The organism is Formosa sp. A9 (assembly GCF_051200825.1).
GTDB lineage: Bacteria > Bacteroidota > Bacteroidia > Flavobacteriales > Flavobacteriaceae > Formosa.
The window spans coordinates 2,511,699-2,528,819 of the sequence record NZ_CP195158.1 but is presented as its reverse complement, the minus strand read 5'-3'; the positions used below and the strand labels follow the sequence as shown (position 1 = coordinate 2,528,819).

At 34.3% G+C, this 17,121-nt stretch carries 20 protein-coding genes; 9 read left to right on the top strand and 11 right to left on the bottom strand.

Features of this window, described 5'->3' with window-relative positions; genetic code table 11:
• Positions 1-3: 3 nt before the first annotated feature.
• Complete coding sequence (locus ACR9EA_RS11145) at positions 4-426, bottom strand: hypothetical protein (protein WP_435132890.1); 423 nt, start codon at positions 424-426, stop codon at positions 4-6.
• 1 nt (position 427) lies between these two features.
• Entirely contained in the window at positions 428-1,513 is a 1,086-nt protein-coding gene (recF, locus tag ACR9EA_RS11140) for a DNA replication/repair protein RecF (RefSeq protein ID WP_435132887.1), read from the bottom strand.
• Positions 1,514-1,642: 129 nt separating this feature from the next.
• On the opposite strand from recF, the gene ACR9EA_RS11135 reads away from it, so the two are divergent.
• Positions 1,643-2,434, top strand: coding sequence for a YfgM family protein (locus tag ACR9EA_RS11135; RefSeq protein ID WP_435132884.1), 792 nt, complete (start codon positions 1,643-1,645; stop codon positions 2,432-2,434).
• Between the two features lies 1 nt (position 2,435).
• Entirely contained in the window at positions 2,436-2,921 is a 486-nt protein-coding gene (gene ribH, locus ACR9EA_RS11130; protein ID WP_435132881.1) for a 6,7-dimethyl-8-ribityllumazine synthase, read from the top strand.
• A gap of 62 nt (positions 2,922-2,983) precedes the next feature.
• Here the strand turns inward: ribH and ACR9EA_RS11125 are convergent, their stop codons facing one another.
• A complete protein-coding gene (locus ACR9EA_RS11125) occupies positions 2,984-4,327 on the bottom strand; it encodes a serine hydrolase domain-containing protein (RefSeq protein ID WP_435132879.1) in 1,344 nt (447 codons plus the stop codon).
• 171 nt (positions 4,328-4,498) lie between these two features.
• Here ACR9EA_RS11125 and ACR9EA_RS11120 point away from each other — a divergent pair, with 171 nt between their 5' ends.
• The 3 genes from ACR9EA_RS11120 to ACR9EA_RS11110 are packed head-to-tail and all read left to right on the top strand — an operon-like array spanning position 4,499 to position 5,870.
• On the top strand, positions 4,499-5,056 hold the full coding sequence (locus tag ACR9EA_RS11120) for a YeeE/YedE family protein (protein ID WP_435132876.1): 558 nt from the start codon (positions 4,499-4,501) through the stop codon (positions 5,054-5,056).
• Between the two features lie 3 nt (positions 5,057-5,059).
• On the top strand, positions 5,060-5,473 hold the full coding sequence (locus ACR9EA_RS11115; protein WP_435132874.1) for a DUF6691 family protein: 414 nt from the start codon (positions 5,060-5,062) through the stop codon (positions 5,471-5,473).
• Positions 5,474-5,531: 58 nt separating this feature from the next.
• A complete protein-coding gene (locus ACR9EA_RS11110) occupies positions 5,532-5,870 on the top strand; it encodes a DUF4870 domain-containing protein (protein WP_435132871.1) in 339 nt (112 codons plus the stop codon).
• 67 nt (positions 5,871-5,937) lie between these two features.
• Here ACR9EA_RS11110 and ACR9EA_RS11105 read toward each other — a convergent pair whose 3' ends face one another.
• Positions 5,938-7,071: a histidine decarboxylase gene (locus ACR9EA_RS11105; protein WP_435132869.1), complete on the bottom strand. Its 1,134-nt coding sequence runs from the start codon at positions 7,069-7,071 to the stop codon at positions 5,938-5,940.
• A 149-nt stretch (positions 7,072-7,220) separates the two neighbouring features.
• Between ACR9EA_RS11105 and ACR9EA_RS11100 the strand changes: the two genes are divergently transcribed.
• On the top strand, positions 7,221-7,682 hold the full coding sequence (locus ACR9EA_RS11100; RefSeq protein ID WP_435132866.1) for an Lrp/AsnC family transcriptional regulator: 462 nt from the start codon (positions 7,221-7,223) through the stop codon (positions 7,680-7,682).
• A gap of 48 nt (positions 7,683-7,730) precedes the next feature.
• On the opposite strand, the gene dnaN is transcribed toward ACR9EA_RS11100, so the two are convergent.
• The 6 genes from dnaN to ACR9EA_RS11070 form a co-directional block, all read right to left on the bottom strand.
• Positions 7,731-8,849, bottom strand: coding sequence for a DNA polymerase III subunit beta (gene dnaN, locus ACR9EA_RS11095; protein WP_435132863.1), 1,119 nt, complete (start codon positions 8,847-8,849; stop codon positions 7,731-7,733).
• A gap of 77 nt (positions 8,850-8,926) precedes the next feature.
• Positions 8,927-10,594 (bottom strand): gliding motility-associated ABC transporter substrate-binding protein GldG, encoded by a 1,668-nt coding sequence (gldG, locus tag ACR9EA_RS11090; RefSeq protein WP_435132861.1) that lies wholly within the window; start codon positions 10,592-10,594, stop codon positions 8,927-8,929.
• A complete protein-coding gene (locus tag ACR9EA_RS11085; RefSeq protein WP_435132858.1) occupies positions 10,587-11,075 on the bottom strand; it encodes a hypothetical protein in 489 nt (162 codons plus the stop codon). The genes gldG and ACR9EA_RS11085 overlap by 8 nt, the downstream gene beginning before the upstream one ends.
• A 3-nt stretch (positions 11,076-11,078) precedes the next feature.
• Entirely contained in the window at positions 11,079-11,792 is a 714-nt protein-coding gene (gene gldF / locus ACR9EA_RS11080; RefSeq protein WP_435132856.1) for a gliding motility-associated ABC transporter permease subunit GldF, read from the bottom strand.
• A 19-nt stretch (positions 11,793-11,811) separates the two neighbouring features.
• Positions 11,812-12,108: a putative quinol monooxygenase gene (locus tag ACR9EA_RS11075; protein WP_435132853.1), complete on the bottom strand. Its 297-nt coding sequence runs from the start codon at positions 12,106-12,108 to the stop codon at positions 11,812-11,814.
• Entirely contained in the window at positions 12,108-12,947 is an 840-nt protein-coding gene (locus ACR9EA_RS11070; RefSeq protein WP_435132851.1) for an SAM hydrolase/SAM-dependent halogenase family protein, read from the bottom strand. The genes ACR9EA_RS11075 and ACR9EA_RS11070 overlap by 1 nt, the downstream gene beginning before the upstream one ends.
• Positions 12,948-13,058: 111 nt before the next feature.
• Between ACR9EA_RS11070 and ACR9EA_RS11065 the strand changes: the two genes are divergently transcribed.
• The 3 genes from ACR9EA_RS11065 to ACR9EA_RS11055 all read left to right on the top strand — a co-directional run bounded on the left by ACR9EA_RS11065 (position 13,059) and on the right by ACR9EA_RS11055 (position 15,827).
• Complete coding sequence (locus tag ACR9EA_RS11065) at positions 13,059-14,012, top strand: PhoH family protein (protein ID WP_435132848.1); 954 nt, start codon at positions 13,059-13,061, stop codon at positions 14,010-14,012.
• 34 nt (positions 14,013-14,046) lie between these two features.
• Positions 14,047-14,742: a 2'-5' RNA ligase family protein gene (locus ACR9EA_RS11060; protein ID WP_435132846.1), complete on the top strand. Its 696-nt coding sequence runs from the start codon at positions 14,047-14,049 to the stop codon at positions 14,740-14,742.
• Positions 14,743-14,876: 134 nt separating this feature from the next.
• Positions 14,877-15,827, top strand: a complete 951-nt coding sequence (locus ACR9EA_RS11055; RefSeq protein ID WP_435132843.1) for a phosphoribosylaminoimidazolesuccinocarboxamide synthase — start codon at positions 14,877-14,879, stop codon at positions 15,825-15,827.
• Here ACR9EA_RS11055 and ACR9EA_RS11050 read toward each other — a convergent pair.
• Entirely contained in the window at positions 15,810-16,931 is a 1,122-nt protein-coding gene (locus ACR9EA_RS11050; protein WP_435132841.1) for a heparan-alpha-glucosaminide N-acetyltransferase domain-containing protein, read from the bottom strand. The genes ACR9EA_RS11055 and ACR9EA_RS11050 overlap by 18 nt on opposite strands.
• Between the last annotated feature and the right edge of the window lie 190 nt (positions 16,932-17,121).

Genomic DNA, 17,121 nt, shown 5'->3' with positions numbered 1-17,121 from the left:
GTGTTACAGGTTTAAAGGTATATAACGTTTGTAGACGTATACATTATTGTTATGGTTAATAACTTTTAAACGGTTTTTGTTTAATTCCAAAATAGTTTCTTTCCAACTAGAAAATGCCGTTTTGGTGTGCAAATATACACTATCGTTTGTTTTTACAATGGCAATATGTTCTTTGTCTGTAACGGGTATGTAATTCGAATTCTCTTTAGGTTTCATTTTTTGTCGGTACCCTTTTAAACTATCATTTAATTTAAAAAAATCTACAGTTTGGTTCACTTTATAAATGTGTTCGGTACCATCGGGCAAGATAACGTGCTCTATCTCCCAATAGCCATTTAAATCAGCGGGATGTATTTTGGGTGAAGTATTGCAGCTGTTAAAAACGATAAGGCTACATATTACAATTAGATATTTTAAAACTTGCATATTATTTTCCGATTTTAAATAATTGATACGATTGATGCACTTGTTTAACAGCATTTTCGGTTCTGTCTGCATGGGTGTCGCTTATAAATAATTGTCCGAAATTGGCATCGTCTACTAATTTAATAATTTGCCCGACCCGATGTTCGTCCAGCTTGTCAAAAATATCATCTAACAATAAAATGGGGTTTACACCGCTTTGCGCTTTTATAAAATCGAATTGAGCTAATTTTAAGGCGATTAAAAAGGATTTTTGCTGACCTTGACTCCCGAATTTTTTAATGGGGTGTTCGCTTATTTGAAACAGTAAATCGTCTTTATGAATACCCGTAGAAGTGTACTGTAAAGCCCTGTCTTTAGTTAAATTTTGCTTTAAAAGTGTGTTTAACGGTGTGTCGTGCAAATCGCTTTTGTAAATCAACTCTACATGTTCCTGCCCCTGGCTAATAACTTGATGTCTGGTTTTAAAAATGGGAATAAACGTTTCTAAAAATGCATGTCTTTTTTCAAAAATAGCCGAACCTAATTCGTGTAGCTGTAAGTTGTAAACGTCTAAAGTGTCGGCATTAAATGTATGGTTTAATGCAAAATATTTTAAAAGTGCATTGCGCTGAGCTAATGTTTTATTGTAATTTATTAAATCGGTTAAATAGGTTTTATCGCTTTGCGAAATAACGCTGTCTAAAAATTTTCTTCTCGTTTCGCTGCCTTCAATAATTAGGTCGCGATCTGCAGGCGAGATAATTACCAACGGAATAAAACCAATATGGTCGCTAAATTTATCGTAAGCTTTACCGTTGCGTTTTATTACTTTTTTCTGACCACTTTTAAGGCTAACTACAATTTTTTCTGGCTGATCGTGTTTTTCGAAATCACCATGAACTACAAAAAAATCGGCATTGTGGTTAATGTTCTGCGAAGCAATAGGGTTAAAGTAGCTTTTTCCAAACGCCAAATGGTAAATCGCATCTAAAACATTCGTTTTTCCAACGCCATTCTGTCCTACAAAGCAATTAATTTTGTCGTCGAATTCAAACGATTCGCTTTCAAAATTTTTGTAATTAATTACAGATAAGGATTTTAGGATCATAAAAAAAAGAATCTTATGCGATTTGATGGATTAACTTAGAAAGGCATGCAAATTATTGAAAAATAACAAATAAATTGCCTTTTATTTCTGAAGAAAAATTATATTTTTGCGGCGATTAATATAGAATTTATGGCAACTTATAAGAAAAGAGGTTACAAACCAACTACAAAACCAGAAGTAGAGCAAGAAGATATTGAAAATTTTGATAATGTTGAAGAAACATCAACAACAGCAGAAGTTTTTAATACGCTAGACGAAACGGCTTCTAAAACAGAAGAGTGGGTGGCTGGTAACCAAAAATATATTTTTGTTATTATAGGTGTGGTTGCAGCTTTAGTTTTGGGCTATTTAGGTTATAACGAATTTGTTGCGCAGCCAAAAGAAACCGAAGCAATGAACGATATGTTCCAAGCTCAAAAATACTTTAATGAGGCAGTAAACGGAACCGAAAAAGATTCATTATACACTTTAGCGCTTAATGGTGGTGCAGGAAAATATGGTATGCTAGACATTATAAGCGAGCATAGCGGAACTCCAGCAGCAAATTTAGCCGAGTATTATGCTGGTATGGCGTATTTAAACTTGAAAGATTATAAGAATGCTGTAGAACATTTAAGCAATTTCTCTAGTGAAGACGAAGCATTAGCGCCATTAGCAAAAGGTGGTATTGGTGATGCTTTTGTACAATTAAACCAGTTAGATGACGCTTTAAGTTATTATAAAGAAGCAGCTAATATCCGTAATAACGAGTTTACAACACCTATGTATTTAAATAAAGCTGGTTTAATAGCTTTAGAGTTAGGGAATCCTAAAGAAGCTTTGGGGTATTTCGAAACTATTAAAAACGATTATCCAAATTCAACCGAAGCCTCTACAGTAGATGTATTTATAGGTAAAGCACAAGTGCTAGCAAATAAATAATATGGCAACAGCAAATAAAAATTTATCCGATTACGATAAATCAACAATCCCAAACGCGAGCAACTTTCGGTTTGGGATTGTTGTTTCAGAATGGAACGATACTATAACTAACGGCTTGTTTGAGGGCGCTTACAACACGCTTTTAGAACATGGTGTAGCTGCCGATAATATTAAACATTGGCAGGTGCCAGGAAGTTATGAGCTTATTTACGGTTGTAAAAAAATGCAAGAGCAGCATGTAGATGCCGTAATAGCCATCGGTAGTGTTATTCAAGGCGAAACCAAGCATTTCGATTTTGTTTGCGAAGGTGTAGCCCAAGGCATTAAAGATTTAAATGTATTGCATGATACGCCAGTTATTTTTTGTGTTTTAACCGATAATACCATGCAGCAGGCGATAGACCGTTCTGGAGGTATTCATGGCAATAAAGGTACAGAAGCAGCCATCGCAGCTATAAAAATGGCGTATTTACGAAGTATTGCATAATAGAACTAGCAATAGTTTAAAAATAATAAAAACTCTTAGTAAATAATTTATTAAGGGTTTTTTTAATGTATAGCAGAGAGCACTTCTGAAAGAAAACGGTTAAAATCGAATAACGGTTCTTCAATTAAACCGAAACGTACTATTACAACATCTTTAGAAGGGACGATGCTTATTTTTTGTCCCTGATATCCATTGCAAGAAAATAAGTCTTTAGTAACATCGGGATAATGCCCGCCAGCATTCAGCCAAAATTGAGCGCCATACTCGCCGTTAGAAGTGGGCGTAGGGGTTTTGGTGTAATTGATCCAATCGGTAGTTAAAATCTGTTCACCATTCCAATTGCCATCGTGTAGGTACAACAGGCCGAATTTACTCCAGTCTCTCGCTGTAGCCCATCCGTAAGACGACCCTACAAAATGACCTTCTAAATCAGTTTCTATGGTCATGGAATGCATACCAATCTTATCAATAAGTTCTGCATACCAAAAATTTAAATAGTCTTGTTGACTTTTAAATTGATTAACGATAAATCCTGAAATTAAGTTTGTGGTGCCAGAAGAATAATTCCAATTTGTATTCGGCTCAGCAATTAAAGGTTTTTCAAGTTGAATGTTAGGCATATTAGGTTTTAAAAACAGCATTTTTGTAACGTCCGAAATTTTGCTGTAATCTTCTTCCCAAGCCAAACCGCTATTCATTTGTAATAGATTATTTAAGGTGATTTTAGAGCGTTGGTCGTTTTTCCAAGCTTCAAATAAATTGGATTGATTACGGTTAATTCTCCCCTGTTTATCCAAAACTCCAACAATGGCACTTGTAATACTTTTCGTCATAGACCACCCTAAAATTTTAGTATTTTTGGTAAAACCATCGGCGTATTTTTCGGCGATAATGTGATCTTTGTAAACTACCAAGACTGCGCGGCTTCGTTTTACTTTTTCTCCGTTTTTGTCAAACGCCGATTCAACAGCGTTTTGAAGAGCTTCGTAATCTATGTTTTTAAATATGGTGTCTTTTTGTGGTAAATTCCCATAAGGAAAAGGTAGTGCTTTGGGAGTAATTGTTCGTTCGGGTTGTAGCCTTAAAGTGTTGGCGTTGCTTCCTTCAGGAACCAAAATACAGCCTAATCCTGCTTTGTAAATTGCAGTTCTGGGTTTTAACCCAAATACAGTTGAAGTAACCGATTTTTCTTTAAAATCAATTTTGTTCTTAGCATAAAATATGGGAGAGAAGTCGTTGTCTTGGGTTTCTACCGATGTTAATTCTCTATCCGCTATAAACGTACAGGAGCAGACACTTTTGGCGGCAAAACCAGTAATGAAATTTAGTTTGGGGTAATTAAAGTATACCGCTAATATTAAAAAAAGTATTAAAAGTGAAGCAACAATTTGTAGTGTACGTTTCATAGCCTTGGTTGGTTTGGAGAGTAAGATAGTATTTTAAACCATACTAATTTTTGTAGTTTAAATTTTTTAACACAGCAGCAAATTTAAAATGTTGTGTAACCAAAGTAGCAAACGAGCAATAGTGTTGCTAATATATTTGTACCTTGAAAATATATTAAAAAATTAAAAATTATGATGGAATTCATTTTACAGCCTTGGCCCTGGTATGTGTCGGGATTTTTAATTGCATTACTCATGTTGTTCTTGTTGTTATTAGGCAAGCGTTTTGGCATGTCGTCTAATTTACGAACGTTTTGTAGTATGTGCGGAGGTGGAAAAGCAAGTACTTTTTTTGATTATAATTGGAAGCAAGATAGTTGGAACTTATTTGTTGTTTTAGGTGCTGTTTTGGGCGGTTTTTTTGCTGCACAGTTCTTGTCGGAAAATAGTATTCCGGCCATTAGTGAAGCTACAAAGCTATCGCTTCAGGATTTACATATATCAACGACCAATGCTTATTTGCCTGCCGAGTTGTTCTCGGTGTCTGCTTTAAGTAGAGCGAAGACTTGGGTGATTTTAATTGTGGGAGGCTTTTTAATTGGATTTGGCGCACGTTATGCAGGTGGTTGTACTTCTGGACATGCCATTTCTGGATTAAGCAATTTACAACTTCCGTCGTTAATTGCAGTCATTGGATTTTTTATTGGGGGATTGATTATGGTTCACCTATTATTTCCTTTAATATTTTAAAAGATGAAGAAAATTATATTTATAGTGTTAGGGTTTGTTTTTGGAGTTATTATGTATAAGTCTGAAGCGGCTTCGTGGTTTCGAATTTATGAAATGTTTCGTTTTGAATCGTTCCATATGTATGGTATTATTGGTACAGCTTTAGTATTTGGAATTATTTTTATCCAATTGATTAAGCGATATAATATTAAGGCTTTTGATGGGACTCCAATAATTATTGAAGATAAAGACAGGTCGTTTGCAAGGTACATGTATGGCGGAATTATTTTTGGTTTGGGTTGGGCATTAGCAGGCGCATGTCCTGGCCCTATTTTTGTGCTTATAGGTGCAGGTTTTATTCCGGTTATTATTGTACTAATGTCTGCCGTACTAGGGACTTTTATTTATGGTATTGTAAAAGATAAATTACCACATTAAGTGTAACATTTTGCTGGGTTTATCGTCTTATAAGTATCAATCAAAATATACAATCATCATGAGAGAAGATAAACAATTATTAATTATAACGCATTTAAGCCAGTTGGTAACATTGGTTACTGGGTTTGGTAGTTTGCTTATTCCGTTAGTTTTGTGGATAACCCAAAAAGAAAGGGTTTATGAAATGGATGAAAACGGAAAAGTTATTTTAAACTTTCAGATTAGTCTAATTATATATGCCATACTGTGTGTGCCTTTAATTTTACTTTTTGGCTTAGGGCTTTTAGGCTTTTTGGTAATCGGTATTATAGGTATTGTTTTCCCAATCTTAAATGCTATAAAAGTTAGTAATGGCCAAACACCGCATTATCCTTTATCTTTCAATTTTATTAGTTAAACTATTTTAAGATGAATCAAAAACGCCAACAAAAGTTGGCGTTTTTTTATGAGAAATTATTTAGAAATTATGCAAAAACAGCTTCTGCATTTACTGTAATAGATGTTATTTCGGCTTTTAGATCTAAAATAAAATTATCTATATCTTGTGTGGTAATGCCTGGAATACAAATAATATGAGCGATATCGTCTTCAGATGCTAGCTGATATTTAGTACATAAGGCTTTGCTAGGTTTTGGGAATACAACGGTTAAGGCTTGATTATTTCGCCACGCATTTAACCCTAATTTTTTCAATTCGTTCTCGGTATAAGCAGCTACTTTTTGAGCGGCTTCAACGCGCAATCTTAAACCTTCGTGACCGTGTTTCTGAATAAAATCCCAAATAAATAAGGGCGTTAATCCGTTTCTGGAACCTGTTATAGTGGTATCCATTGTGCCTACATACGATACCGAATTGGCTATGCGGTCTCTGTGTTTACGTTTTACTAATACTGTTCCGCACGGAATTGGGCTACCAATAAATTTATGTCCAGAGATAGCAATGCTGTCTATACCTTCTGCAAAATCGAATTGTGGTTTTGGAGTAACATAAGGTGCTATAGTGCCTAAAAAAGCGGCGTCGCAGTGTATAAAATAATCTTTAATAGCATATTTTTTAATAATGCGTTTAATTTCAGAAATTTTATCGACAGCTTCCGTCATGGTAGTTCCAATATTTAAAAAGAACACAGCAGGTTTGTCGCGTCGTAAAGCTATGGTTTGTTCTAAATCGTCGTAATCCATTTCGCCATTGTCTTGAGCTCGAATTACAATGTTAGGAATATTTAAAAGATGTAAATTTTTCTTAACGCTATAATGGGTACTTTCGCTGTAGTATACCATAGCATTCGGGAAACTTTCGCGCGCTAAATATAAGGCATAAAGGTTGCCTTCGGTACCGCCATTAGTTATGTATCCCCAAACGTCTTGCATGTTGGTTGATAACATCTCGGCAAAAAACGAGATACATTTTAATTCAATATCCTTAGTATCTATAGCAAGTGTAGACTTGTTTTCGGGATCTCCTACATTATTAATACAAATATCAAGAAAGGGAGCAAAGTCGCTATACGAAAAATCTTTGGCTACAGGGTAACCTAAAAAAGTATCAGAATAATACTTGTTTCTACGATAAATGTCTTTAAGTTCTTCAGAATTCATAACCTTGTTATTTATGGTGTAAAGGTATAAAATGTAGATGTTGTTTCCTTAGTTTTGAATTTATTTGGAAAATATTTTTGATTATTATAAATTAGTAGAAATAATTTTTGTTTTAAGTTGAATCTAATCCTCTTTTAGAAAATATTACTATGATTAAGTTAGACGATGTCGATTTTAAATTGATACAGGCCTTAGAAAAAGACAGCAAGCAATCTATTAAGCAGCTAGCAGAAACTGTTAATTTATCGATAACACCGGTGCACGAACGTGTTAAAAAATTAGAAGCTTCGGGTATTATTAAGGGGTATAATGCGGTAATTGATTATACCAAATTAGGAAAATCTTTAGTGGCATATTGCCAGGTGACCTTAACAACGCACCAAGAAGAACCATTTAGAGCATTTGAAGCTTATATCAATACTTTGGAAAATGTTGTTGAAGCTAATTATATTGCAGGTACTTACGATATTTTGCTTAAAATTATATTGAAAGATATGAACGAATATCAGGAATTCGTTTTAAAGAAAATATCCAGAACACAAATTGTATCGCAAATACAAAGTTCGTTTGTAATAAAGAATATCAAAGATTCTAAAAATAAAGCCATGTAACCTCTTAGGGAGAAACATGGCTTAAAAGGATTAAATTAATTAACGGAATTAATTATTTAACATTACCGGCATAACAAGCATAGTTACTTGTTCGCCTTCGTCTAGACCGTCTATAGGGGTTAAAATTCCTGCGCGATTAGGTAAACTCATTTCAAGTTGTACATCGTCTGCGCTTAAATTATTTAGCATTTCGGTTAAAAATCGAGAGTTAAATCCAATTTGCATATCATCGCCTTGGTAGTCGCAAGTTAAGCGCTCTTCGGCTTTGTTGCTATAATCGATATCTTCGGCAGAAATATTTAATTCTGCACCAGCAATTTTTAATCGAATTTGGTGTGTTGTTTTGTTAGAGAAAATACTAACACGTCTTACCGAGCTTAAAAATTGATTTCTGGCAATAGTAAGTTTGTTAGGGTTTTCTTTAGGTATTACAGCTTCGTAATTAGGATATTTTCCATCAATTAATCTACAGATTAACTCGATGTTGTTAAAGGTGAATTTCGCGTTAGAGTCGTTATATTCTACAATAACATCGTCTTCACTTCCGGCCAGAATTCCTTTTAATAAATTTAAAGGTTTTTTAGGCATTATAAATTCTGCAACTTGAGAAGCCGAAACATCTTCGCGAGTATATTTCACTAATTTGTGGGCATCTGTAGCAACAAATGTTAAGCCTTCGGTAGAAAATTGAAAAAAGACACCGCTCATAACTGGGCGTAAATCGTCGTTTCCTGCAGCAAAAATAGTTTTGCTAATGGCTGTTGCAAGAATATCTCCTAAAATAGTTGTTGTGCTAGGGTCTTCTAAAGACACGGCATTCGGGAATTCTTTGCCATCGGCATATGCTAAGGCGTATTTTCCGTGGTTAGAGCTAATTTCTATAGTATTATTATCTTCAATAATAAAGGTTAGCGGTTGCTCTGGAAAGGTTTTTAAAGTATCTAAAAGTAATCGTGCAGGAATAGCTACACTACCTTCGCTATCGCTTTCAACTTCTAAAGTTGCCGACATTGTGGTTTCTAAATCGCTGGCAGAAACTATAAGTTTAGAGCTGCTTAATTCGAAAAGAAAATTATCTAAAATAGGTAGGGTGTTCGAACTGTTAATTACACCACCTAATACTTGTAATTGCTTTAATAAATAGGTGCTTGATACTATAAATTTCATCTGTATCTTAAAAGTTAGTTTTACTCCTTACAAATATATCTTTAATAGGGGTAAATAAGAAACAAACTTATTAACATTTAAGCGCCGTATTTTTTTTTGCGTATATAATGAAATATAAATCCGAAGATTATTAATAATCCTAGTGGTAGCAAGGTGTTAAGCAATTGCCAGTTTAATTTTGAAGCCGCAATTTTTTGATGATTTAAAAACGGAACTTCTATTTCTTTTGCGCGAATGTTTATAAGTCCATTGTCGTTTAAGAGGTAATTTACCGCATTTAATAAAAATTCTTTATTGCCAAACAACTGGCCGGTCCAACGATCGAAGCCTAATTCTTGTGGTACGTTTTTAATAACATCGTTTTTAATTAAATCGCCATCGGAAATTACAATCATTTTGGTGTTAACACTTGTGTCTTTCTCTGTATTTAATTTAAATGGCTTTAAACGGTTTTTATACACCGAGGTAAAGTTACCTTCTATTAAAACAGCTAAAGGCTGACTTCCGTTATTAAATTGACTAGGTTCTGGCTCTTGAGTAACAATGTCTAAACTAATTTCTTTAGGAGTGCCTTCTAGTTTGCTCAGTTGGGCACTTTCTAAAAGGATGGTTTTTTTTAGATTGTTTTTAAGAGTATCTATTGGGTTGGCAAAATCGAACTTTATTAAGTTTAGATTATTTACAATGGGATGTTGATTTTGTGTGTTAACCAAGGGTGAGTATGGCCAGCGTAAGTTTTGAAATTGCGCATTACTGCCTTCTCCCATGGCAAGTGTAATAGGGGCAGAGTACGGTGTGCTTACTAAAACCGGGTTAATACGTACGCCGTATTTAAAGAAAAAGTCGGTAAGGTTTAACTCTCTAGCTAGGGCAATAGAACGCCCTTCGGCATTGTAAAGACTGTCTTTTTCCATCGCTACGGCATCTATAAGCCAAAGACTTTTTCCGCCATTCATGGTATATTGGTCCAATACAAATTTTTCTTTATCTGTAAAAGCTTCAGTGGGTTTTGCGCCAATAATTAAATCGTACTCTGTTAGTGCTTTTAAGGTTTCTCTTGGTTTGGCTTCAACGCTGTCTAGAGTAAACGGGGCAATAAAATAATATTCGCGTAATGTGGTAACAAAGTCGGCGATGTACTTGTTGTCTAACTCGCCATTACCCTTTAAAACCGCCACTTTTTTTTGTTTGGGATAAACGAGTTTGCTTAATCCGTCTGCAAAAGCATATTCTAGATGTTGTACCGAATTGCTGACTAAGGTTTGTTGCGATTCGCCCAATTTATTTTTAACCAATGGAATTTTAACCGTAACGTCGTTATAACTTGCTAACGCCCACGGAAAAATAATTTCTTGACTGTTTTTGCCGTTTTCTTGTACACTTAACTGCATGGGGGTTAAGCCGCGTTGTGTTAATTGTTGAATGACGCGATCACGGTTAGTGTCGTCTTCTAACGGATTGATAAAATTGAATTTAATATTGCTGTTTTCGGCATAAAATTCTTCTAATAACTGACGGGTTTCGGCTTGTAGTTTTCGAAACTCGGAAGGAAAGTCTTTCCCTTCTAAAAAAATATCTATTAAAACCGGAGCATTAACATCGTTAATGATGTTTTTTGTAGCCTGGTTTAAAGTGTAGCGGTGGTCTTGAGTTAGATCGAACCGTTTGTATAATTTGGAGCTTAATACATTTACAAGTATTAAAACAATTATAATAACGGTAATATGTTTTAAATGTTTAGTCATCAAAATTTTGTTCTAATTGATACTGTTCTAATTGCTCTGCACGGTTATTTACAAACGTGAGTTTTATGCATTCTTGCTTGGTATTAAAAGCGCCTGGTTTCATACCTAAATTGTAGTTCCAATAATTAGAGTCGTTTGCTTTAATAGCATCGTTCCAACTAAACCATTCTGGGGCTCCTAAAAGCGCTTTGACTTCGGCTTTGTTTTTTCCGATAAGCATTTTAGAAGTTTTTAAGTCATTACCCATTTCGTAGCGCAAAGCAGGTGCTGTTTTCCAAGTTTCGGCATTAAAATATTTTTGATGGTGGTAATCGCTAAAAATATTAATTAAAGGGTAAAGTACATAAAAGTAAATAAGTGGTGTAAGTACAATGCTTAAAAGTCCGCTTACCCAAATGCGTTTGTCTATAGTTCTTGCAAAAAGAAATACTGCCACAAAAAGTAAGGTTATAATCACAATAAACGGCGTTGTTATAATCATAACTTATTTGGTGTTAATATTTTGAAGCGTTAATGTAATAAACAGACAAGCAATGCTTAAAAAATAAATAATATCTCGAGTGTCTAAAACACCACGACTCATACTTTTAAAATGAAAACTCATGCCTAATTGATCTATAAAATTACTAGATAGATAGTCGGCTATACCCTCAAAACCTATGTAAAAGAAAAAACATAAAAATACGGCTATAATAAAGGTTACAATTTGGTTATCGGACAAGGAGGAAGCAAAAATGCCTATGGCGGTATAGGCAGCTATTAGAAATAAAAGACCAAAATAAGAGCTTAAAGTGCTTCCTAAATCTAAATTCCCTACAGGATCTCCTAATTGGTATACCGTAAACACATAAAGTGCGGTAGGTAGCAGTGCAATTAAAATAAGAACAAAAGCGCCTAGATATTTGCCTAAAACGATGTTTAAATGCGATATAGGTTTGGTTAAAAGCAACTCTAAAGTGCCTTGTTTTTTTTCGTCGGAAAAACTGCGCATGGTTACCGCTGGGATTAAAAACAGTAAAATCCACGGTGCCAATACAAAGAAGTTAGAAAGGTCTGCAAAACCATTATCAATAATATTGAAATCGCCTTTAAAAAACCATAAAAACAAGCCGTTTAAGATTAAAAACAATGCAATAACCAAATATCCTATTGGAGATGCAAAAAAGGTGTGTATTTCTTTTTTTAAAATGGCAAACATGGTTTTAATGTATTTTTTGTTAAGGCAAACTTACTAATTTGTTTACACTCCAAGCTTCTGGTTTGTCGTTAAACATCAGTTTGGTTTCTGCCCATACTGTTTTAAAAAGTGGCGATTGTTTATAACGCTCTAAATCCTGATCGGTATTCCAATAACTGTAAGTAAAAAAAATATGAGCTTCATTTTTATCTTGGTAAAGTTCAAGAAAATTGCAGCCTTCAAAATGTCTAATTTTATTTTTATTAGCATTAAACAAGGTTTTAAAAGCAGTAATACTTTCTGGTTTAAAACTCATTTTTACAATGCGTACAAACATTAGCTTTCAGATGTAAAATTAACAGTTATGGTATCCATTAAATCTAACCCCATTAAAGTAGAAGCGCCCCCTATAGAGGTGGTATTACTTTTGTAAATCGCGATTTCTAAATACTTAGACGAGTTAAAAACAACGAGTCCTTTGCCTTCGGCCTGGCGATCTTCTTTTGGTTTCGTAAAATCTACAATATCGCTATATTTTTTGTAAATAGAAGTAAAGGTATGGTTGCGGGCAGAAATTTTATAAGGTCTCCCTTTTTGAATGTTATCAAAAAACTTCTTTTTAATGTTGGTAACCACGTTTCCGTAATTATCTATGTAAATAATACTACCAATAATTTGGTTTTGCTCGTCGTTTACATAGGGTTTTATATTTTGTATAGGTTTGATGTCTTCTATGGTTTTTCCTATAACATCTAAAGAGCCGCCGCGAGCAATGTGGCAGGCCACTTTTACAAATACATCTAATACAGGAAAGCTGGTCTGGATTTTATCGTGAATATTAATCTCGACAATTTTTTCGGGATTAATTTCGGCACAAATCATACTTATAATACCATTGTTGGCGCAAATAAAATAATGTCCGTCTAACAGCACCGCAATGTGCTTGTTTTCGGGATTAATTTCGGCATCAATGCCAATAATGTGAATGCTCCCTTTTGGGAAACTTGTATAGGCATTTTGAATAATATAAGCCGCTTCAGAGATGCTAAAAGGCGACACCGAATGCGAGATATCAACAATTCTAACATCTGATAGCTCACTATAGATAGCCCCTTTAATAGCGCCAGCAAAGTGATCTTTTTCGCCAAAATCAGTTGTTAAAGTTATTATAGCCATAGGTGAATTGTTGATATGTTTTTCACATATCTGAAGTAAAATTGATTAGATTTGTTAGAAGCACAAAACTAATAAAACTTAACTGATATTTTTAATTAAATCGAGTAGCTTTTGAACGAAATAATTATTGAACTAGAAGAGATTACTCCAAAAGAGTTTTTTGGAGCTCAAAACGTAAATATTGAACTTCTTAAAAAATATTTTCCCAAACTTAAAATTGTTGCCCGAGGCAATAAAATAAAAGCCTTTGGCGATGAAGACCTCTTAGAAGAATTCGACCGCAGGTTAACCATGCTACTAAACCATTTTGCAAAATACAATAAGTTAGACGAGAACACCATAGAGCGTGTTTTAACTAGCCAAAGTAGCGACGATTATACCACATCGGCGCAAAGTGGAGAAGTTATCGTACATGGCGTAAGCGGAAAGCTAATACGTGCGCAAACAGCTAATCAGCGCAAACTTGTAGAAAGTATTCGCAAAAACGATATGGTATTTGCAATAGGTCCGGCAGGTACAGGAAAAACGTATACAGGTGTGGCATTGGCCGTTCAGGCTTTAAAGAATAAAGAGGTTAAGCGTATTATTTTAACGCGTCCAGCAGTGGAGGCAGGTGAAAATTTAGGGTTTTTACCAGGCGATTTAAAAGAAAAGCTCGACCCGTATATGCAGCCGCTTTACGATGCTTTACGCGATATGATTGCGCCCGAAAAATTAGCCAATTATATAGAAAATGGTACCATACAAATTGCGCCTTTAGCCTTTATGCGTGGTAGAACTTTAGATAATGCCTTTGTGATTTTAGATGAAGGGCAAAATACGACACACGCCCAAATGAAGATGTTCTTAACCCGAATGGGTAAAAACGCTAAGTTCTTGTTAACTGGCGATCCTGGGCAAGTCGATTTGCCAAGGCGTACTACATCGGGACTTAAAGAGGCTTTGCTAATTTTAAGAAATGTAGAAGGTGTGGGTATGATTTATTTAGACGATAAAGATGTTATTCGCCATAAACTTGTTAAAAAGGTTATTGAAGCTTATAAGAGTATAGAAAACAGAGACTAAGGGTAACCTTAGCCTTTTTTTGCAAACCAATTTTATGAGCAAAATAAATTTAGGACACCATTACAATACGCTTTACCAAACTGCTAGAAAATGCATTTTAGAAAATAATTATCAGCTGGATGCATTAATAGATGCTGAAGACGATTTAAGACAAGGCATTACCCTGCGTATTTGTCCGCCAGAAACGGTAAAAAATAATATTCAAACATTTTTGAAGACGCTTAAAACTGTTGATGGGCATCAGTATTATTATCCGAATTCCGATATCCACATCACCGTGATGTCTATCATTTCTTGTTATTCGGGTTTTGATAGTAACCAGATTTCTGTGGCAGATTATATTTTAGAAATTGAATCGTGTTTAAAAACTGTTCAACCCTTCCAAATTCAATTTAAAGGAATAACAGCTTCGCCTTCCTGTGTTATGATTCAAGGTTTTTTAAAAGACGATACTCTAAATAGCTTTAGAAATACATTGAGAAAACACTTTAAACGTAGTGCTTTGCAGCAAAGTTTAGATGTGCGTTATACCATAGAAACCGCTCATGCAACGGTGGTAAGGTTTAAATCGCCCATAGTGCATAACACTAAATTTGTAAAAGTTTTAGATGATTTTAGAGATTTCGATTTTGGTACTTTTACGGTACAAAATATAGAATTGGTACAGAACGATTGGTATCAGCGTAAAGACAAAGTAAACATTTTGAATACTTTTAAAATTGAAGGATAAAGTCACATTTTTAAAAAGAAGCATTTACACAATTTGTTAATTATTACTTACTTTTGTGGCATTAAAAACATAACGTGTTTTTAAGTTTTATTAATAATAAAAGCATCTTAGTAAAATAGGTGCAATTTCAAGTCATGACAATTACAGATACAAATTTCAGCTTTCCAGGACAAAAAAGTGTATACAAAGGAAAGGTTAGAGAGGTTTATAATATAAACGACAACTTGTTAGTAATGATTGCTACAGACAGGTTAAGCGCATTCGATGTTGTAATGCCTAAAGGTATTCCATTTAAAGGTCAAATTTTAAATCAGATTGCGACTAAATTTATGGCGCAAACCGAAGATTTAGTACCAAATTGGTTGGTGGCAACACCAGACCCGAATGTAGCAGTGGGGCATTTATGCGAACCTTTTAAGGTAGAAATGGTAATTCGTGGTTATATGTCTGGACATGCTGCCAGAGAATATAAAGCAGGGAAGCGCTTGTTATGCGGGGTGCCTTTACCAGAAGGCATGAAGGAAAACGATAAATTTCCAGAACCTATAATTACACCAGCAACGAAGGCCGATATGGGCGATCATGACGAAGATATTTCTAGAGAAGATATTCTTAAAAAAGGTATTGTTTCGGAAGCAGATTATGAGGTTTTGGAAGATTATACACGTAAATTGTTTCAGAGGGGAACGGAAATAGCCGCTAGCAGAGGGTTGATTTTAGTCGATACTAAATATGAATTTGGTAAAACCAAAGCAGGTGAAATTGTTCTTATTGATGAAATTCATACACCAGATTCTTCACGTTATTTTTATGCCGAAGGTTATGAAGAGCGTCAGCAAAAAGGAGAGCCACAGAAACAATTATCTAAAGAGTTTGTAAGACAGTGGTTAATAACAAACGGATTTCAAGGTCTAGAAGGCCAGGTGTTACCAGAAATGACCGATGATTATATAGAAACCGTAAGCGAGCGTTATATAGAATTGTACGAAAATATAATGGGAGAATCTTTTAAAAAGGCAGATGTTTCTAATATTCAAGAACGTATTAAAACAAATGTCGAAAATTATTTAGCGACGGTTAAGTAATATTTGTTTTAAAAGATTTAATCGTAAACCAACCAAAGCCTTTTTTGTTAGTGTAACAAAAGAGGCTTTTATTTTATCTTCATTTAAAACAATAACAGTAACTGCAATTATAAAAAGCAAAGCACCAAAAACAGCTTGTACAGGAAGCAAGCCATTATGGTAAAACTTATACAACCCAATACCTGTAAAACTACCGTATAGAATAATAAAATGAACAACGTAAATAGATAAGGTGTTGCGTCCTATTTTAGAGATTAATGGGTGTTTTAATTGAGTTTCTAAAGCATAAAATAGAGCAAAGGTTAATAGTACATTGCCCAAACGCACGTACAAATAATTAAATGTAGATACGGCTTCTAGTAAATCTATATGGGTTACTTGGGAAATTGCACTTAACAGGGGCGACGATATAAACATTAAAAACAGACCAGTAATTGTTAATACAGAAATGGCTGTGGTTTTAAAACGCTCTTTAAACTGATATTTGTGAAACAGATGTGCTATAAAAGCTCCATAGCAAATGTATCCAAACCAAGGGAAAATGGTAAATACCGATCCGTTGGCTTTACTAAAGTAGTTTGCAATGGCCAGAGGTATTTTAGGTAATTCTAGAGTCCGATATAGAGGTTCGGTTAAAAAAATGAGGGTTCCTATACCTAAAAAGAAATAAGGTAGTATTTTAAGTTTCGATTTAAAAAGATAGAAGCTGCCGTTTAATAACAATAGTGAGAGCCCGATAATTTGCAGGACATCGGTTACTAAAAAATAAGTATTAAATTGACCACCAAGCCATTGAAAATAGGGGATTCTTAATGCGTACCCAAGAAGGATTAACGTGCCACCTCGTTTTAACCCTTTCTGTATTCTGTAATTTTCTTTTTCGGTACCATGAGCTTTCAAAAACAAAAGCATAACGATAAGTCCTGAAATTGTAAAAAATATGGGTGCGGTATTGCCTCTAAAATAATTCCAAATATTAAATGCTAAGTAGGTTTCAGATTTATAACTTGCGTTTAATAGACCGTCTATAAAATGGCCTTGTAGCATCATTAAAATAGCAAAGGCTCTAATAGTATCAATAAAGTATAATCGGTTGGTTTTCAATTAGGTGAAAAGCATTAATGTTAAAGCGGCAAAAATACTATTTAATTTAAAATAGGGCATGAAACTTTGTAATTTTAATCATTTTTCAAAATTACCTTGTAAAAAATAAGAAAACGCTTATAAAACATAAGATTTTGCTAAAATTAGGTCAGTCTTTTGGTGTAAAAAAAGATATCTTTATCAACTAAAA

What these genes read in the sequence shown, in the direction of transcription:
- ACR9EA_RS11145 (WP_435132890.1), bottom strand. Translation starts at nt 426, where the DNA reads ATGCAAGTTTTAAAATATCTAATTGTAATATGTAGCCTTATCGTTTTT.
- recF (WP_435132887.1), bottom strand. Translation starts at nt 1,513, where the DNA reads ATGATCCTAAAATCCTTATCTGTAATTAATTACAAAAATTTTGAAAGC.
- ACR9EA_RS11135 (WP_435132884.1), top strand. Translation starts at nt 1,643, where the DNA reads ATGGCAACTTATAAGAAAAGAGGTTACAAACCAACTACAAAACCAGAA.
- ribH (WP_435132881.1), top strand. Translation starts at nt 2,436, where the DNA reads ATGGCAACAGCAAATAAAAATTTATCCGATTACGATAAATCAACAATC.
- ACR9EA_RS11125 (WP_435132879.1), bottom strand. Translation starts at nt 4,327, where the DNA reads ATGAAACGTACACTACAAATTGTTGCTTCACTTTTAATACTTTTTTTA.
- ACR9EA_RS11120 (WP_435132876.1), top strand. Translation starts at nt 4,499, where the DNA reads ATGATGGAATTCATTTTACAGCCTTGGCCCTGGTATGTGTCGGGATTT.
- ACR9EA_RS11115 (WP_435132874.1), top strand. Translation starts at nt 5,060, where the DNA reads ATGAAGAAAATTATATTTATAGTGTTAGGGTTTGTTTTTGGAGTTATT.
- ACR9EA_RS11110 (WP_435132871.1), top strand. Translation starts at nt 5,532, where the DNA reads ATGAGAGAAGATAAACAATTATTAATTATAACGCATTTAAGCCAGTTG.
- ACR9EA_RS11105 (WP_435132869.1), bottom strand. Translation starts at nt 7,071, where the DNA reads ATGAATTCTGAAGAACTTAAAGACATTTATCGTAGAAACAAGTATTAT.
- ACR9EA_RS11100 (WP_435132866.1), top strand. Translation starts at nt 7,221, where the DNA reads ATGATTAAGTTAGACGATGTCGATTTTAAATTGATACAGGCCTTAGAA.
- dnaN (WP_435132863.1), bottom strand. Translation starts at nt 8,849, where the DNA reads ATGAAATTTATAGTATCAAGCACCTATTTATTAAAGCAATTACAAGTA.
- gldG (WP_435132861.1), bottom strand. Translation starts at nt 10,594, where the DNA reads ATGACTAAACATTTAAAACATATTACCGTTATTATAATTGTTTTAATA.
- ACR9EA_RS11085 (WP_435132858.1), bottom strand. Translation starts at nt 11,075, where the DNA reads ATGATTATAACAACGCCGTTTATTGTGATTATAACCTTACTTTTTGTG.
- gldF (WP_435132856.1), bottom strand. Translation starts at nt 11,792, where the DNA reads ATGTTTGCCATTTTAAAAAAAGAAATACACACCTTTTTTGCATCTCCA.
- ACR9EA_RS11075 (WP_435132853.1), bottom strand. Translation starts at nt 12,108, where the DNA reads ATGTTTGTACGCATTGTAAAAATGAGTTTTAAACCAGAAAGTATTACT.
- ACR9EA_RS11070 (WP_435132851.1), bottom strand. Translation starts at nt 12,947, where the DNA reads ATGGCTATAATAACTTTAACAACTGATTTTGGCGAAAAAGATCACTTT.
- ACR9EA_RS11060 (WP_435132846.1), top strand. Translation starts at nt 14,047, where the DNA reads ATGAGCAAAATAAATTTAGGACACCATTACAATACGCTTTACCAAACT.
- ACR9EA_RS11055 (WP_435132843.1), top strand. Translation starts at nt 14,877, where the DNA reads ATGACAATTACAGATACAAATTTCAGCTTTCCAGGACAAAAAAGTGTA.